This window comes from Pseudonocardia sp. D17 (assembly GCF_036984265.1).
GTDB lineage: Bacteria > Actinomycetota > Actinomycetes > Mycobacteriales > Pseudonocardiaceae > Pseudonocardia > Pseudonocardia benzenivorans.
Genome location: NZ_BPRG01000215.1, coordinates 69,179 through 87,896, shown reverse-complemented (window position 1 = coordinate 87,896; position 18,718 = coordinate 69,179). Strand labels below are relative to the sequence as shown.

At 73.1% G+C, this 18,718-nt stretch carries 17 protein-coding genes; 6 read left to right on the top strand and 11 right to left on the bottom strand.

Translation table 11 applies throughout. The features are described 5' to 3' along the window. The coding region (locus PSD17_RS28655; RefSeq protein WP_339125470.1) for a hypothetical protein at positions 1-184 on the top strand (184 nt) is incomplete at its 5' end. A 413-nt stretch (positions 185-597) separates the two neighbouring features. Here the strand turns inward: PSD17_RS28655 and PSD17_RS28650 are convergent. From PSD17_RS28650 to PSD17_RS28640, 3 genes are all read right to left on the bottom strand, one after another. Next, positions 598-1,905, bottom strand: a complete 1,308-nt coding sequence (locus PSD17_RS28650; RefSeq protein ID WP_339125468.1) for an MFS transporter — start codon at positions 1,903-1,905, stop codon at positions 598-600. A 137-nt stretch (positions 1,906-2,042) separates the two neighbouring features. Further along, entirely contained in the window at positions 2,043-2,672 is a 630-nt protein-coding gene (locus tag PSD17_RS28645) for a histidine phosphatase family protein (RefSeq protein WP_013675007.1), read from the bottom strand. Between the two features lies 1 nt (position 2,673). Then, a complete protein-coding gene (locus PSD17_RS28640; RefSeq protein ID WP_339125466.1) occupies positions 2,674-3,102 on the bottom strand; it encodes an HIT family protein in 429 nt (142 codons plus the stop codon). A 59-nt stretch (positions 3,103-3,161) separates the two neighbouring features. Between PSD17_RS28640 and PSD17_RS28635 the strand changes: the two genes are divergently transcribed. The 4 genes from PSD17_RS28635 (at position 3,162) to treZ (ending at position 10,389) form a co-directional block, all read left to right on the top strand. After that, complete coding sequence (locus PSD17_RS28635) at positions 3,162-3,626, top strand: PPOX class F420-dependent oxidoreductase (RefSeq protein WP_339125464.1); 465 nt, start codon at positions 3,162-3,164, stop codon at positions 3,624-3,626. Positions 3,627-3,971: 345 nt separating this feature from the next. After that, positions 3,972-6,155 (top strand): glycogen debranching protein GlgX, encoded by a 2,184-nt coding sequence (gene glgX / locus PSD17_RS28630; protein WP_339125462.1) that lies wholly within the window; start codon positions 3,972-3,974, stop codon positions 6,153-6,155. Then, the gene (gene treY / locus PSD17_RS28625) at positions 6,152-8,608 is read left to right on the top strand and encodes a malto-oligosyltrehalose synthase (protein WP_339125460.1); all 2,457 of its coding nucleotides are present in this window, start codon (positions 6,152-6,154) and stop codon (positions 8,606-8,608) included. The genes glgX and treY overlap by 4 nt, the downstream gene beginning before the upstream one ends. 44 nt (positions 8,609-8,652) lie before the next feature. After that, positions 8,653-10,389, top strand: a complete 1,737-nt coding sequence (treZ, locus tag PSD17_RS28620) for a malto-oligosyltrehalose trehalohydrolase (RefSeq protein ID WP_339125458.1) — start codon at positions 8,653-8,655, stop codon at positions 10,387-10,389. A gap of 9 nt (positions 10,390-10,398) precedes the next feature. Here treZ and PSD17_RS28615 read toward each other — a convergent pair whose 3' ends face one another. The 3 genes from PSD17_RS28615 to PSD17_RS28605 form a co-directional block, all read right to left on the bottom strand. Next, complete coding sequence (locus tag PSD17_RS28615) at positions 10,399-10,959, bottom strand: Uma2 family endonuclease (RefSeq protein WP_013675001.1); 561 nt, start codon at positions 10,957-10,959, stop codon at positions 10,399-10,401. A gap of 168 nt (positions 10,960-11,127) precedes the next feature. Continuing rightward, positions 11,128-11,727: a CAP domain-containing protein gene (locus PSD17_RS28610; protein WP_013675000.1), complete on the bottom strand. Its 600-nt coding sequence runs from the start codon at positions 11,725-11,727 to the stop codon at positions 11,128-11,130. A gap of 212 nt (positions 11,728-11,939) precedes the next feature. After that, on the bottom strand, positions 11,940-12,926 hold the full coding sequence (locus PSD17_RS28605) for a malate dehydrogenase (RefSeq protein WP_013674999.1): 987 nt from the start codon (positions 12,924-12,926) through the stop codon (positions 11,940-11,942). A gap of 128 nt (positions 12,927-13,054) precedes the next feature. On the opposite strand from PSD17_RS28605, the gene PSD17_RS28600 reads away from it, so the two are divergent. Continuing rightward, a complete protein-coding gene (locus tag PSD17_RS28600) occupies positions 13,055-13,576 on the top strand; it encodes a hypothetical protein (protein WP_339125456.1) in 522 nt (173 codons plus the stop codon). A gap of 16 nt (positions 13,577-13,592) precedes the next feature. Here PSD17_RS28600 and PSD17_RS28595 read toward each other — a convergent pair whose 3' ends face one another. The 5 genes from PSD17_RS28595 to pyk form a co-directional block, all read right to left on the bottom strand. Continuing rightward, positions 13,593-14,093 carry a CoA-binding protein gene (locus PSD17_RS28595; protein ID WP_103383667.1) on the bottom strand — a complete coding sequence of 167 codons (501 nt, stop codon included), beginning with the start codon at positions 14,091-14,093 and terminating at the stop codon, positions 13,593-13,595. Beyond that, complete coding sequence (locus PSD17_RS28590; RefSeq protein ID WP_339125454.1) at positions 14,093-15,394, bottom strand: O-acetylhomoserine aminocarboxypropyltransferase/cysteine synthase family protein; 1,302 nt, start codon at positions 15,392-15,394, stop codon at positions 14,093-14,095. The genes PSD17_RS28595 and PSD17_RS28590 overlap by 1 nt, the downstream gene beginning before the upstream one ends. A gap of 44 nt (positions 15,395-15,438) precedes the next feature. Beyond that, a complete protein-coding gene (locus PSD17_RS28585; RefSeq protein ID WP_339125452.1) occupies positions 15,439-16,002 on the bottom strand; it encodes an OsmC family protein in 564 nt (187 codons plus the stop codon). A 186-nt stretch (positions 16,003-16,188) separates the two neighbouring features. Beyond that, the gene (locus PSD17_RS28580; RefSeq protein WP_013674994.1) at positions 16,189-17,088 is read right to left on the bottom strand and encodes an acyl-CoA thioesterase; all 900 of its coding nucleotides are present in this window, start codon (positions 17,086-17,088) and stop codon (positions 16,189-16,191) included. Between the two features lie 76 nt (positions 17,089-17,164). Continuing rightward, positions 17,165-18,583, bottom strand: coding sequence for a pyruvate kinase (gene pyk, locus PSD17_RS28575; RefSeq protein WP_339125450.1), 1,419 nt, complete (start codon positions 18,581-18,583; stop codon positions 17,165-17,167). Positions 18,584-18,718 lie beyond the last annotated feature (135 nt).

Genomic DNA, 18,718 nt, shown 5'->3' with positions numbered 1-18,718 from the left:
TGACCACCGCCCGACCACCCGCCGACGGAAGGAGCACGCAGGTGCGCAACAAGAGCTGGTGACCGACCCCGAACAGGCCCGATCCGAGAGGAGCGCGACGTGCGCAACAAGAGCTGGTGAGCAACGCCCGCCCGACCCGCCGACCCACGAGAGGAGCCCGCAGATGCGCAACAAGTCCTGGTGACCCACCCGAGCAGACCCGTCCGAAAGGAGCGCGACGTGCGCAACAAGTCCTGGTGACCGTCCCGACCGCCGACCCGCGACCCGAAGGAGCTCCGGTGAGCAACAAGTCCTGGTGAACACGCCCCACACGACCCACGACCGAGAGGACGCCCCGTGCGCAACAAGTCCTGGTGAACCCCGTCGCGAGAATCCGCTCCGGACGACCGACCCCGACCCCGCCCCGAACCACCGCGCCCCGAACCGAGGAGTGACCGTGCGGAACAAGAGCTGGTGACGTGCCGATCCCGACCCTTCCCCCGACGGCGTCCGTGAGGGCCCGTCCCGACGGCCCGACCGGACCGGAGACCGAACCTCCGGACGACCGGACGCCGGACCGGCCCGCTCCCCCGGCGGGCACGACCACCGGACGCCCCGTCAGCCCCCCGCCCGGGCCGACCGCCACGCGACGGCCCCACCCACCGCGAGAACGGTCCCGACGGCACCCGCGATCGCGACCGTCATCGCGGGCCCGGTGTGGTCGGCGAGCACACCGCCGAGGAACACCGTCACCCCCTGGGCCGCGAGCAGGCACGACGCCGCGACGCCGACGACGCTGCCGCGCCGGGCGTCGGGGGTGGCCCGCACGAACAGCGCCTGCGCCTGGACCATGAACGCGGTGGACAGGGCGCCGGAGACGACCCACAGGGCGACCGACGCCCACAGCCCCGGTTGGGAGACGCAGGCGATCAGCGGGAAGCCGGCGAGCACGGCGAGCACACCGATCAGCCGGGAGCGCAGCCGCGCCGGGACCAGCCGTTGGAACGCGAAGGCCCCGATCACGCTGCCCGCGGGGTCGGCGGCCATGAGCAGGCCGGTGCCGAAGGGGCTGTTGCCCAGCGCCGACGCGTACGGCGCGGCGATCGCCTCCGGGACGACGTAGACGCTGACCAGCAGCACCAGGCCCAGCAGCGTGCGCCGCGCGGGATCGGCGAGGATCTCGCGGATCGCGGTGATGCCGTCGTGCACCACGGAGCGGGGTCCGGTGCCGTCGTCGGCGGGCGGGACCGGAGCGGGCCGCGACGCGACGCCCAGTCGCAGTACGACCCCCGAGATCAGGAAGCTCGCGGCGTTGAGCAGCAGCGCCGTGCGCGGGGGCACCGCGACGAGCAGCGCACCACCACCCGCGAAGGCCGCGAGCTGGACCGCCTGCGCGGTGATCTGGCGGACCGCGAGGCCCCGTTCGTACCGTTCGCCGGGAAGCACGAGCGGCAGCAGGGCGGCCTGGGCCGCGCTGTGCACCGACGACAGCAGCACGACGACGACCAGCACCCCGCAGAGCGCGCCCAACGGCAGCCACGGCACCGCCATGAGGACGACCAGCCCGGCGCGCAGGAGGTCGACCAGCACCATGAGCTCGCGCCTGCGGTAGCGGTCGGCGAGGCCGGCCAGAAGGATGCCGCCGAGCATCGCGGGCAGGAAGGTCAGGGCGTAGACCAGGGCGGACAGTCCCGCCGACGAGGTCTGCGCGTAGACGAGGACGGCGAGCGCGAGCCGCGCGAGCTGGTCGCCGACGGCGGAGACGAGCTCGGCGCCCCACAGGCTGCGGAACTCACGTACCGCGAAGACGGAGCGAGCGTGTCTTCCCGAGGGGGCGGCCTCGGGATCGTCGCCGGCCTGCGGGAGTGCCGCGGCGTCGAGTGGCCGGCGGGCGTCCCCGCCGTCAGCCCCGAGCCGACCGGTCATCGCGACGGCACTCTCCCCCCGGGTCCGGCGCCGCCATGGCGACCGGAGATCGTCGGGCACCGAGCGTATTGACCTGAACGCGGCTGGTCACGACCCTGTGACACCGTCGTGCGGGACGTCACCCGACCGCGCGGCCGTCAACCACGCACGGCGGCGACCTCGGCCAGCAGTGGTGCGACGTGTCCGATCTCGTTGACGCTGCGCACCGTCCGGCGGCCGTCGCGCCCGCACAGGACCCTGGTGATCCCGGTGTAGTCCAGCGGGAACGGCAGCTCCCGTTCGACGCCGAGCAGATGCGCGAGATAGATGTTGATCACGCCGGCGTGGGCGACGACGACGGCGGTCGAGACGCCCTGATGGGCCTCCGCGACCGCCTCGATCGCCGCGACGACGCGGGCGCGGAACGCGGGGACGTCGACGTGCGCGGGCAGCAGCCCGGCGCGCAGCCGCTCCCACGTCGCCGGGTCGAGCCGCGCCATCTCGTGGACCGGCACGTAGTGCGGGTCGTCGACGTCGTACTCGGCGAGGTCGGCGCGGCGCACGGGCTCGAGGCCCAGTGCGGCGGCCAGCGGCGCGAGCGTCTGCACGGCCCGGGTCATCGTGCTGCTGTAGACGCCCTCGACGGGCTCGCCGGCGAGCGCCGTGACGAGGGTGGCGGCCTGCCGGTGGCCGAGCTCGGTGAGGGCGGGGTCGGCGGCTCCCGCGACGTTCACCGTGCCGGGCTGGATCCTGGTCGGCAGGGCGTGGCGGACGAGGACGAGCTGCACGTCAGGCGTCGCGCACGTGGGCGCCGTGACCGGCGTCGCGCAGCGCGGCGCGCAGGGATCCGGCGTGCGCGTCCTGCTCGGTGTCGTCGACCGTCTTGGCGGCGTTCGCGAAGTCGAACGCGGCCATGTCCCACGCGGGGAAGACGTGCACGTGCAGGTGCGGGACCTCGAACCCGGCGACGACCAGTCCGACGCGCGGCGGCGCCCACACCGACTGCACCGCCTGCGCGATCGTGTGGGAGACCTGGGTGAGGTGCGCGACGAGCGCGGGCTCGGCGTCGACCCAGTGGTCGACCTCGGCGCGCGGCACGACCAGCGTGTGCCCGGGCCCGAGCGGGTTGATCGAGAGGAAACCGACGCACGTGTCGTCGGACCAGACGAACCGGGCGGGCAGCTCACCGTCGATGATCTTCGTGAACAGGGTGCTCATCACCGCGGACCCTACCCGTCGGCGCGGCGCGGACCGATGGCGCGGCCTAGGCTCGGCCCATGCCGCGCACCATCGCCACGAACACGAGGGTCGACCTCGACGGCCTGCTCGACTTCGTCCGGCCACGGCACCGGTTCGTCCTGCTCACGACGCGTGTCGACGGGTCCCCGCAGCTCTCGCCGGTGACCGGCGGGGTCGATGCCCAGGGCCGGCTCGTCGTCGCGACCTACCCCGAGCGCGCGAAGTCGGTCAACGTCGCCCGGACCGGCAGGGCCTCGGTCATGGTCCAGTCCGACGAGTTCAACGGCCCGTGGGTGCAGATCGACGGGGACGCCGAGCTGGTGACGCTGCCCGAGGCCGTCGAACCGCTGGTCGACTACTTCCGGGCGGTCGCGGGCGAGCACTCCGACTGGGACGAGTACCGCGCCGCGATGGTCTCCCAGGGCAAGGCGCTGATCCGCGTCACGCCGGTCCGCTGGGGCCCGATCGCCACCGGTGGCTTCCCCGCCCGGCTCGCGGGCTGAGCGTCCCGGCCCGCGTCCGCGCCGGACGGCCGGCACCGGCCCGTCCGCCGCCGCGGCGCGGCCCCGGGCGAGCGCCGCCGGCGCGGACCGCGGCGAGCACTGCCGCTGCGGCCCGCTCGGTTGCGCGCCTCGCTCGGTTGCGCGCCTCGGCGGACACCGGCTCGGGTGCCGCAGGCGCGGCGCGGTGTCGGTCGACACCGGTAGCGTGTCCGCGGACACCCCGAGCACGCCCCGCCGCCCGGCCGTCGCGCCGGTCACACCCCGCGAGCGGCATGGGACGCCGGGTTTCGGGGCACTTGTCAGTCCGAACCGACAGTCCGGCCGCGGCCGGGGAACGAGGAACTCATGCGGCCGTGGCCCGGTAGCGCCTATCCGTTGGGCGCCAGCTACGACGGCGCCGGGACGAACTTCGCGATCTTCTCGGAGGTCGCCGAGCGCGTCGAGCTGTGCCTGTTCGACCACGACGGCGAGGAGACCCGCGTCCGCCTCACGGAGGTCGACGGGTTCGTCTGGCACTGCTACCTGCCGGGGATCGAGCCCGGCCAGCACTACGGATACCGGATCCACGGCCCGTACGACCCGGCTCGCGGCCTGCGCTGCAACCCCAACAAGCTGCTGATCGACCCGTACGCCAAGGCCGTCGACGGGCCGGTGCGCTGGGACGAGGCCGTGTTCGGCTACCGGTTCGGCGAGCCCGACGAGCGCAACGACAGCGACTCGGCGCCCTTCGTGCCCAAGTCCGTCGTCGTGAACCCGTACTTCGACTGGGGTTCGGACCGGCCGCCGCGGGTGCCCTACCACGAGACGATCGTCTACGAGGCGCACGTCCGCGGGCTGACGATCAACCACCCCGACGTCCCCGAGGAGCTGCGCGGCACCTACGCCGGTCTCGCGCACCCGGCGATGATCGAGCACCTGCAGCTGCTGGGGATCACGGCGGTCGAGCTCATGCCCGTGCACGAGTTCATCACCGACCACCATCTCGAGCAGCGCGGTCTGGCCAACTACTGGGGCTACAACACGATCGCCTTCCTGGCCCCGCACCACGCCTACGCGATGGCCTCGGGCCGCGCCGGCAACCAGGTGCAGGAGTTCAAGGCGATGGTGCGCGACCTGCACGAGGCGGGCATCGAGGTCATCCTCGACGTGGTCTACAACCACACGGCCGAAGGCTCGGACATGGGCCCCACGCTGTCCATGCGGGGTATCGACAACCACGCCTACTACCGCCTCGTCGAGGACGACCAGCGGTACTACATGGACTACACGGGCACCGGGAACTCGCTCAACGTCCGCAACCCGCACACCCTGCAGCTGATCATGGACTCGCTGCGGTACTGGGTGACCGAGATGCACGTCGACGGCTTCCGCTTCGACCTGGCCTCGACGCTGGCGCGCGAGTTCTACGACGTCGACCGGCTGAGCGTGTTCTTCGATCTCGTCCAGCAGGACCCGGTGATCTCGCAGGTCAAGCTCATCGCCGAGCCGTGGGACGTCGGCCCGGGCGGCTACCAGGTCGGCAACTTCCCGCCGCTGTGGACGGAGTGGAACGGCAAGTACCGCGACACCGTCCGCGACTTCTGGCGCGGCGAGCCGGGCACCCTCGGCGAGTTCGCCTCCCGCATGACGGGCAGCTCCGACCTCTACCAGGCCGACGGCCGCCGGCCCTACGCGTCGATCAACTTCGTCACCGCGCACGACGGTTTCACCCTCGCCGACCTGGTCTCCTACAACGACAAGCACAACGAGGCCAACGGCGAGGACGGCAACGACGGCGAGAGCCACAACCGGTCGTGGAACTGCGGCGTCGAGGGCCCGACCGACGACGAGGACGTGCTGGCGCTGCGGGCCCGCCAGCAGCGCAACTTCATCACGACGCTCCTGCTGTCCCAGGGCGTGCCGATGCTGCTGCACGGCGACGAGCTCGGGCGGACCCAGGGCGGCAACAACAACGTCTACTGCCAGGACAACGAGACGGCCTGGATGGACTGGTCGCTCGCGGGCAAGAACGCCGCACTGGTCGGCTTCACCGGTGGGGTGGCCGCGCTGCGGCACGCGCACCCGGTGTTCCGCAGGCGGCGGTTCTTCGCCGGCAGGCCGATCCGCCCCCGGCGCTCGCGGGGCACACCCGACGTGCGCACCGCGCTGCCCGACATCGCGTGGTTCGCGCCGTCGGGTGAGGAGATGACCGAGCACGACTGGGACTCCGGCTTCGGCAAGTGCGTCGTCGTGTTCCTCAACGGCGACGGCATCACCGAGGCCGACCACCGCGGCGAGCGTGTCACCGACGACTCGTTCCTGATCATGCTCAACGCGCACTGGGAGGACATCGAGGCGACGCTGCCGCCCGCCGAGTTCGGGACCCGGTGGGCCGTCGTGGTCGACTCGGCCACCGGGGAGGTCACGTCGCTCGCGACGGCGCCCGGCACCGTGGCCGCCCAGCCGGACACCGTCGCGTCCGGCGCCGCGCAGGTCGTCCCGGCCCGGTCGGTGCTGGTGCTGCAGCGGGTCGAGGCGGCCACCCGATGACCTCCTCCTCCGAGTCGCCCGTGTCCGAGTCGCCCGTGTCCGAGTCGCCCGTGTCCGAGTCGCCCGTGTCCGGCCGCCCCGCCCGCCACGTCCCGTCGTCGACCTACCGGCTGCAGTTCTCCGCGCAGCAGACGTTCGCGCACGGGGTCGCGCTGCTCGACTACCTCGACGCGCTCGGCGTCGGCGCGCTCTACGCGTCGCCGCTGCTGGAGTCGGGCGCCGGCTCGAACCACGGCTACGACGTCGTCGACCCGACCCGGGTCTCCGCGGAGCGCGGTGGCGAGCTGGGCCGCAAGGACCTGGTCGCGGCGCTGCGCGAGCGCGGGCTCGGCCTGCTGCTCGACATCGTGCCCAACCACGTGGGCGTCGACGTGCCGCTGGCCAACCCGTGGTGGTGGGACGTGCTGACCCACGGCCGCAGCTCCCGGCACGCGGCGAAGTTCGACGTCGACTGGGACGCCGGCCCCGTCCTGCTGCCCGTGCTCGGCGAGGACGAGAACGAGGCGCTCGACGCGCTGGTCGTGTCGCCGGACCGCACCGAGCTGCGCTACCACGAGCACGCCTTCCCCGTCGCGCCCGGTACCGCCGACGGCACGGCGCGGGAGGTGCACGAGCGCCAGCACTACCGGCTCGTCTCCTGGAAGCGCGGCGCCGCCGAGCTGACCTACCGCCGCTTCTTCGACGTGTCTACGCTGGCCGCCGTCCGCGTCGAGGACCCGGACGTGTTCGAGGCGACGCACGCCGAGGTGCTGCGCTGGGTGGCTGCCGGCGAGGTCGACGGCATCCGGGTCGACCACCCCGACGGGCTGTCGCACCCCGGCGAGTACCTGCAGCGGCTGCGCGCCGCGATCGGGCCCGACCGGTGGCTGCTCGTCGAGAAGATCCTCGGGGTCGGCGAGGAGCTGCCCGCGTCCTGGCCCGTCGACGGCACCACCGGCTACGAGGCGCTGCGTCACATCGGCGGGGTGTTCGTCGATCCCGCGGGTGCGGGTCTGCTCACCCAGTTCACGGCCGAGCACGTCGGGTCGAAGGAGTCGGCGCACAGCGGCGAGCACCGGGCCCGGCGTGAGGTCGCGTCGACGATCCTGGCCGCGGAGGTACGCCGCATCGCAGGGGTCGCCGCCGCGGTGCCGGCCGTCGCCGCCGCGCTCGACGGTGCGCCCGAGGACGCGCTGGGCGACGCGGTCGCCGAACTGCTGTGCGGCTTCCCCGTCTACCGCAGCTACCTGCCCGAGGGCCGCGAGGCGCTCGACACGGCGCTGACCGTCGCGCGCACCCACCGTCCCGACCTCGCGCCGGTGCTGCTGGCGCTGCACGCCGCGATGCTCGCCGACCCGCACGGCGAGCTCACCACCCGCGTGCAGCAGACCTCGGGCATGATCATGGCCAAGGGCGTCGAGGACACCGCGTTCTACCGGTGGAACCGGTTCGTCGCGCTCAACGAGGTGGGCGGCGCCCCCGACCGGTTCGGGGTCTCCCCCGCCGAGTTCCACGCCGCCGCCGCGGCCCGCGAGGCGAGCAGCCCCGCGACGATGACGACCCTCTCGACACACGACACCAAGCGCTCCGAGGACGTGCGCGCCCGGCTCGCGGTGCTCTCGGAGATGCCCGCCGAGTGGATCGACGTGGTCCGGCGCTGGTCGGCGCGCCGCCCGCTGCCCGACCGGTCGCTGGACCTGCTGGCCTGGCAGTGCCTCGTCGGCGCGTGGCCGATCCCGGCCGACCGGATGGCGGCCTACCTGACGAAGGCGTCGAAGGAGGCCAAGCTCGTCACCAGCCACGTCGAGGCCGTGGCCGAGGTCGACGAGGCCGTCGCCGCGTGGGCGGGCGAGGTGCTCTCCGATCCCGACCTGGTCGCCGAGATCGAGGCGTTCGTCGCCCGGATCGAGGGCCCTGGCCGGTCGAACTCACTGGGCCAGAAGCTGCTGCAGCTGGCCGGGCCGGGCGTTCCCGACATCTACCAGGGCACCGAGTTCTTCGAGTACTCCCTCGTCGACCCCGACAACCGCCGTCCCGTGGACTTCGCCGCCCGCCGTGCGACGCTCGGCCGTCTCGACGAGGGCGAGCTGCCCGAGATCGGCCCGGACGGCGCCGCGAAGCTGCTGGTGACCGCCACCGCGGCGCGGTTGCGCCGGTACCGGCCCGAGCTCTTCGCCGGGTACCGGGCGCTGCCGGCCTCGGGACCGGCGGCCGAGCACGCCGTCGCGTTCGCGCGTGGCACGGCCTCGCTGCTCGGGCCGGGCGCGCAGGCCTCGGGGATGGTCGCCGTCGCCACCCGGCTCCCGGTGGGGCTGGCGGCCCGCGGGGGCTGGGGCGACACCGTCCTGCCGTTGCCCGACGGCGCCGACGACTGGCACGACATCCTCACCGACACCCCCGTCGACGGCGCCGCGCCGCGGCTGGGCGACCTGCTGCTGCGCTACCCCGTCGCGCTGCTCGTCCGGCCCGCCTGACCCGTATCCCCGACCGCAGACAGCACCGGAAGGAACCGACGCACGTGGCCGAGTACCGGGTCTGGGCGCCCGAGCAGGAGCAGATGCGCGTCGTCGTCGACGGCGAGCCGCACCCGATGTACCCCAGCCCCGGCGGCTGGTGGCACGTCGAGGTCGAGGGTGCCGGCCACGGGACCGCGTACGCGTTCCTCGTCGGCGACGACGAGACCCCGCTGCCCGATCCGCGCTCCTACTGGCAGCCCGGTGGGGTGCACGCCGCGTCCCGGCGCTACGACCACGACCGGTTCCTGTGGACCGACGGGTCCTGGACCGGCCGGCAGCTGCCCGGGTCGGTGCTCTACGAGTGCCACATCGGGACGTTCACCCCCGAGGGGACGTTCGCCTCCGCGATCGAGCGCCTCGACCACCTGGCCGAGCTGGGCGTCGACCTCGTCGAGGTGCTTCCGGTCAACGCCGTCGACGGACCGTGGAACTGGGGCTACGACGGCGTCGGCTGGTACGCCGTCACCGAGAACTACGGCGGCCCCGACGGGTTCAAGCGGTTCGTCGACGCCGCCCACGCCCGCGGCCTCGGCGTCGTGCTCGACGTCGTCTACAACCACCTCGGCCCGTCGGGCGCCTATCTCGACCGGTTCGGGCCGTACTTCGCGGGGAGCAACATCTGGGGCCCGTCACTGAACCTCGACGGCCCGTGGTCCGACGAGGTGCGGCGCTTCGCGATCGACAACGCGCTGATGTGGCTGCGCGACTTCCACGTCGACGGGCTGCGCATCGACGCCGTGCACGCACTGCGCGACACCCGCGCGACGCATCTGCTCGAGCAGCTGGCCGTCGAGGTCGAGTCGCTCTCGACGCACCTCGGTCGGCCGCTCTCGCTGGTCGCGGAGTCCGACCTCAACGATCCGCGGCTGGTCACGGCCCGTGAGGGCGGCGGCTACGGCCTGCACGCCCAGTGGGCCGACGACATCCACCACAGCCTGCACGCCGTCCTCACCGGCGAGTCGCAGGGCTACTACGGCGACTTCGCCGCGGCCGGGCTGACCGGGCTGGGGCACGTGCTGTGCCGGGCGTTCCTGCACGAGGGCACCTGGTCGAGCTTCCGGCGGCGGGCGCACGGCGCACCCGTCGACACCCGGCGCATCCCGGGCCACCGGTTCCTCGCCTACCTGCAGAACCACGACCAGATCGGCAACCGCGCGGCCGGCGACCGGCTCACCCAGTCGCTCACCCCCGGGCTGCTCGCGTGCGGGGCGGCGCTGGTGTTCACCTCGCCGTTCACGCCGATGCTGTTCATGGGCGAGGAGTGGGGCGCCCGCACGCCGTGGCAGTTCTTCTCGCACTTCCCCGACGCCGCGCTGCGCGACGCCGTGCGGGAGGGTCGTACGGCGGAGTTCGCCGAGCACGGCTGGGGTGCGGCGGAGGTGCCCGACCCCAACGCCGAGTCGACGTTCCTCGACTCCAAGCTCGACTGGGACGAGTCCTGCCAGGAGCCGCACGCGACGCTGCTCGCGCTGCACCGGGAGCTGATCGCGCTGCGTCGGCAGTGGCCGGAGCTGTCGGACCCGTGGCTCGACGAGGTCGAGGTCGACGTGCACGAGGAGGCGCGCGCGCTGGTCGTGCACCGCGGCCGGATCCGCGTCGTGGTCAACCTCGGGCACGACGACGTGACCCTCGGGCTCGGCGCCCGGGTGTCCCGGATCCTCCTCGCGTCCGAGCCCGCGGCCGCCGAGCAGGACCAGATCATCGTCCCACCGGAGGCGTTCGCGATCGCGCTGCTCTGAGCCCCCGGCTCAGCGGCGGCTCGGCGGGTCCACGAACTCCGCCATGTCGATCTGGGCCACCCACGGGTGCGGGACCTCCGCGTTCTCGCAGGGCACCAGCTCGGTGTCGTAGATGTAGTGCCCGTCGCCGAGGGTCTCGTCGAGACGCAGCGCGACGAGCCGCGGCCCCTGGTCGATCCGCCAGAAGTACGGGATGCCGGCCTCGGCGTAGCGCCACGGCTTGAGGATGCGGTCGGCGTGATGGGTGAGCGGGCCCAGCACCTCGACCACCAGCACGACGCCTGCGGCGTCGAACCCGTTGTCGTGGAAGGGCGTGCCCGCGCGGACGACGAGGAGGTCGGGCACGAAGAAGTTGGCCTCGTCGACGTGCACGCCCGTGCTGTGGTGGATCTCCACACCCTCTGGGGCGCTGACGCCGAGCATCAGGTCGAGCAGCCGCACGTGCCAGATCTGGTCCTCGTCGGGCTCGGGCAGCACCCGGATCTCGCCGTCGTGCAGCTCGCGGATGCGGCCGTCGTCCGGCTCGTGGAGCAGGTCGGCGAGAGTGCTTCGGACGGCGGCTGCGGTCACGGACTGGCCTCCACGTGCTCGGACGAGAACCCCGGTGAATACATGGCAATCCTAACCATCCTCCGCCCCCGGGCAAGGCGGCGCCGATGCCCGCCGGCCGGCGCACACGGCCCGGCACCCTCCCGCACCTGGTGCGGGAGGGTGCCGTCCTGCGGTGTCGGTGCAGGGTCAGTGGTCGCCGAAGACCACGGTGTAGTGGGCGCGGGTACGGGTCTCGCCCTCGTAGGCCATCTGGACCGAGAACGTCGTGGCCTGGGCGTTGAGCAGCCACGCGTTGTGCCCGGGCGAGTTCTTCCACCAGGTCAGCGCGGCCTGCCAGCCGGTGTACGCCTGGCTGCCCGTGCCCCAGTAGTTGATCTCACCGACGAAGCCGGTGTAGCCGGAGCAGAACTGGACGCGCTGGGCGATGCCCATGCCGCGGGTGTCGACGTGGTTCGACGGCGAGAAACCCCGGTTGTAGCTGTCCAGGCTCGCCCACATCGCCGGCCGGGCCAGGGTGCGCGAGTACGCCAGGGAGCGCAGGCCCTTAGAGGCCCGGTAGGAGTTGATGGCGTTGGCGAGGTCCTGCTCCCAGTCCATCTGGTTCAGGGCGAGGCCGTCGACGTAGGACCCGTAGCCACCCCGTCCGCCCGGGTTGTACGCGCAGTCGGCGGGGGCGGCGGAGGCCGCGGGGGCGGCGACGGCGGCGATCCCACCGAGGCTCGCGAGGGACAGCACGCCGGCGGTGGCGAGGCGGACGACGTTGCGGCGGAGGCTGGCGGTTCGCATCGGTTTCTCCCGAGGTGGGGGGCGGTTCCGGTTGGTCCGCCGTTGGGAGAAAGCTTCCGAGATCGAGCACTTCGCGACGATGGTGTGATCCCCAGGCGCACCCCTACTTGATCACGGGGGTGCGCCCCCTTCCGCCGAATGCAGCAACGGCACCTTCCCGCAACCGGGTTGCGGGAAGGTGCCGTTGCTGACGTACGGCAGGCGGACCCGCCTCAGAGCAGGCCGAGGGCCTTCACCGCGTCGCGCTCCTCGACGAGCTCGGCGACGCTCGCGTCGATCCGCTCGCGGGAGAAGTCGTTGATCTCCAGGCCCTGGACGATCTCGTACGCACCGTTCGCCGTCGTGACCGGGAACGACGAGATGATGCCCTCGGCCACGCCGTAGGACCCGTCGGACGGGACGGCCATCGAGGTCCAGTCACCGTCGGCGGTGCCGTTGACCCAGGTGTACACGTGGTCGATCGCCGCCGACGCCGCGGACGCGGCCGACGACGCGCCACGGGCCTCGATGATCGCGGCGCCGCGCTTGGCGACGGTCGGGATGAACGTGTCGCGCAGCCACGACTCCTCGACCTGCTCGGCGGCGATCTTGCCGCCGACCTCCGTGTGGTAGAGGTCGGGGTACTGGGTCGCGGAGTGGTTGCCCCAGATCGTCATCTTCGTGATCTCGGAGACCGGGACCGACAGCTTCGCCGACAGCTGCGAGAGCGCGCGGTTGTGGTCGAGGCGGGTCATCGCGGTGAAGCGCTCCGCCGGGACGTCCGGGGCGGCCGACTTCGCGATGAGCGCGTTGGTGTTCGCCGGGTTGCCGACGACGAGGACCTTGATGTCGTCGGCCGCACCCTCGTTGATCGCCTTGCCCTGCGGCGCGAAGATGCCGCCGTTGGCCTCGAGCAGGTCGCCGCGCTCCATGCCCTTGGTGCGGGGCCGGGCGCCGACGAGCAGCGCGACGTTCGCGCCGTCGAAGGCCTTGGTGGCGTCGTCGAAGATGTCGACGCCGGCGAGCAGCGGGAACGCGCCGTCGGCGAGCTCCATCGCGGTGCCCTCGGCGGCCTTCACGGCCTGCGGGATCTCGAGCAGGTTCAGCTTGACCGGGGTGTCGGGCCCCAGGAGCTGCCCGGACGCGATACGGAAGAGCAGCGCGTAACCGATCTGGCCAGCGGCGCCGGTGACTGTGACGGTGACAGGAGGGGTAGACACGCCCGGGAGGCTAGACCCTCCGCGGGCGTGTGCGCCGCGACGGGGATCACCTGCGACGCACCAGAGGCAGTGACGTCCGTCGGCGGTCGGATCGGCGCCCCGAGCGGCGGCTCGGCTAGCGTCGGGCGATGGCCGACTCCAGCCCCGCCACGCCCCCGCCCGACCCCCGCGACGGGGACGGCGGATCCGCTCCGGACAGGACGGTCGAGCGGGACGACACGGCCGAGCGGAACGGGACCGCGGCGCGGTTCGGCTGGGAGGGTGGCGCGCCCGGGTACACCCCCGTCGATCCCGACCGGCTCGTGCCGCACCAGCCCATGCCCGGCCCCCCGCCCTACCCGGCCGCGGAGGAGCTGCCGCCCCCGCCCGTCGGCGAGCGGGCGGCCGGCACCGGGTTCGGCCGTCCGATGCTCGCCGCGGCGCTGTGGGGCGTGGTGAACGTCGTGCTGGTGCTGCTCGTGTCGGGACCGCCGCCGTCGGGGGCCGCCGGCTGGGCGCTCGGCGGCATGATCGTCGCGTCGGTGCTGGTCGCGGGCATCCTGACCTGGGTGGTCGCCCGGCGGCACGCCTGGCCGTTCTGGGTCCTGCTGCTCGTCACCGGGCTGCTGTTCTGGGTCGTGCGGGTGGCGACGACGGCCGGCGTCGCCTGACCTGCCCGCACTCGGCTCAGGCGGTGCGGCGCCTGCTCGAGATCACCCCGGTGTCGAAACCGGCCAGGTGCAGCCCCCCGTGGAAACGGGCGTGCTCGACCTTGAGGCACCGGTCCATCACGACGGCGAGGCCGGCGGCCTCCGCCTTGCGTGCGAGGTCGGCGTCCCACAGCCCGAACTGCAGCCACCACGTCGACACCCCGTCGCCGAGGGCGAGCGTCTCCTCGAGGACACCCGGCAGGTCGGCGGGCTTGCGGAAGACGTCGACCAGATCGGGCACGACGGGCAGGTCGGCGAGCGTCGGGTAGACCGGCCTGCCGAGGACCTCGGTGGCGAACGGGTTCACGAAGTAGACGTCGTAGCGGGTGCTCGACAGCAGGTACGTCGCGACGAAGTTGCTGGCCCGCGCCGGGTTCGGCGACGCACCCACCATCGCCACGGTGCGCGTGCGGTCGAGGATCCGGCGCCGTTCCGGCGCGATCGGGTTGCGCCACTCGGTGCTGCTCACCGGGTCCATCAGTTCTCCTTCACGGCGGCGGCCAGCGCCTGGTCGAGATCCCAGAGGATGTCGTCGGCGTCCTCGATCCCGACGCTGATCCGCACGAGGTCCTCCCCCACGCCCGCGGCGACCAGCTGCTCCGCCGAGAGCTGCTGGTGGGTCGTCGACGCGGGGTGCAGCACGAGCGTCCGGGCGTCGCCGATGTTGGCGAGATGGCTGCACAGCTGCACCGACTCGATGAACCGCTGGCCCGCGGCACGCCCGCCCGCGACCCCGAACGAGAACACCGCGCCCGGGCCCTGCGGCAGGTAGCGCTGCGCGCGCGCGTGGTCGGGATGGCTGGGCAGCCCCGCCCAGCGCACCCACGAGACCCGCGGGTCGGCGTCGAGCCACTCGGCGACGGCGCGCGCGTTGGCGATGTGGGTGTCCATCCGCTGCGGCAGCGTCTCCACGCCCTGGATCAGCAGGAACGCCGAATGCGCCGACAGCGTCGCGCCGACGTCGCGCAGCTGCTCGGCGCGCAGCTTGGTGAGGAAGCCGAACTCCTTGAAGTTGCCCCACCAGTCCAGCCCGCCGTACGACGGGACGGGCGTCGTCATCGACCGGAACTTCCCGTTGCCCCAGTCGAACCGGCCGGACTCGACGACGATGCCGCCCAGCGTCGTGCCGTGGCCGCCGAGGAACTTGGTCGCCGAGTGCAGCACGATGTCGGCGCCGTGCTCGAGCGGCCGACACAGGTACGGGGTGGCCAGGGTCGCGTCGACGATGAGCGGCAACCCCTCGGCGTGCGCGACGTCGGCGAGCCCGGCGATGTCGGCGACCTCGCCGCCGGGGTTGGACACCACCTCGGCGTAGACGAAGCGCGTCCGGTCGGTGATCGCCTTCGCGAAGTCGGCGGGGTCGCCGCCCGCGACGAACGTCGTGTCGACACCGAAGCGGCGCATCGTCACGTCGAGCTGGGTGACGGTGCCGCCGTAGAGCCCGGCCGCCGCGACGACGTGGTCCCCCGCGCCGGCGAGGCAGGCGAACGTCAGGAACTGGGCGGCCTGCCCGCTCGCCGCGGCCACCGCGCCGATCCCGCCCTCGAGCGACGCCATCCGCTCCTCGAGCACCGACACCGTCGGGTTCGCGATCCGGCTGTAGATCAGCCCGTACTTCTGCAGCGCGAACAGGCTGGCCGCGTCGGTGGTGTTCTCGAAGACGAAGCTCGTCGACTGGTAGATCGGGACCGCGCGGGCGCCGGTCTCGGCATCGGGCACCGCGCCGGCGTGCACGGCACGCGTGCGGAAGCCCCAGCGTCGTTCCTGCTGCTCGGTCATGACGTCATCCTGCCCTGGGTGGCAACGGTGCGGCGCACGTGCGGTCAGGCCGTGACGTGGTCGACCGTGACCGGCGTCGGGTTGCGGAACAGGTCGAGCACCGGGCAGTGCTCGTCGACGGCCGCGGCGAGCTCGCGGTAGCGCTCCTCCCCCGCCGGGCCGGACAGCGTCACGACGAGCCGCACGTCGCCGAAGCCGGCGCGCCCGGAGTCGTCGATGCCGTAGAAGCGGCGCAGGTCGATGGCGCCCTCGACGTCGACCGACACGTCGTCGAGCAGGATGCCGAGCTTCGCCGCCCACAGCCGGTAGGTGACCACCTGGCACGACAGCAGCGCCGCGAGGGCGGTCTCGACCGGGCTGGGCCCGGCGTCCTGCCCGGCGAGGGCGGGCGGCTCGTCGACGACCAGCTCGTGGCGCCCGATGCGGATGTCGGAGCGCACGCCGTCGCCGCCCACCCCGCTCGCCCGGAACCGGACCGTCGCCCGCTCGGGCTGGGCGCTGAACTTCTCACCGACGACGCCGAGGATGCGGCGCAGGTTCTCGTCGCGTTCGGCACCAGGGGTCGGGGTGGCCGTGGTCGAGGCGGTGGGCGTCGCGGGGGTCGGCATCGTCGCTCCAGGGTGTGCGGGTGACCGGGAGGGGCTCAGCGGCGGCCCGGACACGCGCACGAGCAGACGTGCCCGTGGTCGACGTGACGACGACGTACGAGCCGCACCGACGGACGCGACCGGCAGGGCATGATCCAAGTCATACCCGACCCGCCCCGGCCCGGTCCAGGCCCGGGCCGGGTGGCGTCAGCGCCGCGGCAGCCGGGTGAGCCCTTCCTGCGCCGTCGTCGCGACCATCCGCCCGTCGCGGGTGAAGAACCGGCCCGTCGCGAGGCCCCGGCCGCCGGACGCGGCGGGCGACCAGCACTCGTAGAGCAGCCACTCGTCGGCCCGGCACGGCTGGTGGAACCAGATCGCGTGGTCGAGGCTCGCCATCTGCACCTGCGTCGCGCTCAGGTCGTGTCGCGCGACGACCGAGCTCAACAACATCATGTCCGACGCCCACGTCAGCAGGCACGTGTGCAGCAGCGGGTCGTCGGACAGCGTCCCGTCGGCACGCAGCCAGGCACGCAGCGGCTCCTTCGTCGCGACGCGGTCGGCGGTCCAGACGGGCTCGTCGACGAACCGGATGTCGATCGGGCGTTCCGCGCGGCCGAGCCAGTCCCCACCGTGCCCGGCGGCGCGCCGCGTCCCGAGGTCGGGCAGCGACTCGGGCGCGGGGACGTCGGTGGGCGCAGGCTCGGCGTGCACCAGCCCCTCCTGCGGGACCTGGAACGACGCCGACATCATGAAGATCGCCTCGTCGTCCTGCACGGCGAGCACGCGCCGCGTGGTGAACGAGCGTCCGTCGCGGATCCGCTCGGTGCGGTACTCGATCGGCACCCGCGGGTCGCCGCCCCGGATGAAGTACGAGTGCAGCGAGTGCACCGACCGGCCCGCCGGCACCGTCCGTCCCGCGGCGACGAGCGCCTGCCCCGCCACCTGCCCGCCGTAGACCCGGAACCGCCTGCTCTCCGGGCTCGTCCCGCGGAAGGTGTCCGGGCCGGTCTCGTCGAGGTCGAGCAGCGCGACGAGCTCGTCGACGACGGCCTGCCCGCGGGCGACGCCGTCGGCGGCGACGTCGGGTCGGCGGGGAGCGGCGGTCACGGCCGCATCCTCGCAAACGCGCGCCGCGGCCACGCCGCCGGCTCGCCGCGACTCCGGCCGCGGTGCGACCGTGCGGTCAGATGTCCTCTTCGCCCAGCCGGTGCACCCGGATCGAGTTCGTCGACCCGACGGTCCCGGGCGGGGAGCCCGCGACGATGACCACCAGGTCGCCGGGCTGGAACCGCTCGAGCGCGAGCATCGAGTGGTCGACCTGGCGGACCATCGCGTCGGTCGACTCGACGTAGGGCACCAGGAACGTCTCGACGCCCCACGTCATCGCCAGCTGGCTGCGCACCTCCGGCGTCGGGGTGAAGGCGAGCAGCGGCAGCCGGGTGTGCAGCCGGGCGAGCCGGCGCACCGTGTCGCCGGACTGTGTGAACGCGACCAGCGCCCGGGCCGAGAGCCGCTCCCCGATGTCGCGTGCCGCGTACGACAGCACCCCGCGCTTGGTGCGGGGCACGTGGTTGAGCGGGGGCACCGTCGTCGGGCCGGCCTCGACCGCCTCGATGATCTGCGCCATCGTGCGCACCGACTTGATCGGGTAGCGGCCGACGCTCGTCTCGCCGGACAGCATCACCGCGTCGGCGCCGTCGAGCACCGCGTTGGCGACGTCGGAGGCCTCCGCGCGGGTCGGGCGCGAGTTGGTGATCATCGAGTCGAGCATCTGCGTGGCGACGACCACCGGCTTGGCGTTCTCCCGCGCGATCTGGATCGCCCGCTTCTGCACCAGCGGCACGTTCTCCAGCGGCAGCTCGACGCCCAGGTCACCACGCGCGACCATGATCGCGTCGAAGGCCAGCACGATCGCCTCGAGGTTGTCGACGGCCTCGGGCTTCTCCAGCTTCGCGACGACCGGCAGGCGCCCGCCGTGCTGGTCCATGATCTTGTGGACCTGGTCGATGTCGGCGGGGCTGCGCACGAACGACAGCGCCACGATGTCGACGCGCAGGTCCAGCGCGAACGCGAGGTCGGCCGAGTCCTTCTCGCTCATCGCGGGCACCGACACGTTCATCCCGGGCAGCGAGATGCCCTTGTTGTCGCTGACCGGGCCACCCTCGGTGACCTTGCAGACCACGTCGAGGCCCTCGACGGCGACCACCCGCAGGCCCACCTTGCCGTCGTCGACCAGCAGCCGGTCGCCCGCGCGGGCGTCGGTGGCGAGGCCGCCGTAGGTCGTCGACACCCGGTCGTGCGTGCCGGCGACGTCCTCGACGGTGATCCGGACCTCCTCACCGGTGTGCCACTCGGTGGGGCCGGCGGCGAACCGGCCGAGGCGGATCTTCGGACCCTGGAGGTCGGCCAGCACGCCCACCGCGCGACCCTCCGCGTCCGCGGCCTCGCGGACCATCTCGTAGACCCGCTTGTGGTCCTCGCGGTTGCCGTGGCTGAAGTTGAGCCTTGCGACGTCCATCCCGGCCGCGACCAGCTCCCGGATCCGCTCCGGCGAGGCGGTCGCGGGGCCGATGGTGCAGACGATCTTGGTTCGGCGACTCACACGACACAGCCTAGCCCTCTACTGGAACGATACGGACGCCGGAACCGGAGCGCCGGGTGACGACCCGGGAACGGTCCGGCGACGGAGCGGACACGACCACCCGCGCACCGGTGAATCCCCAGGTCACGCGGGTCC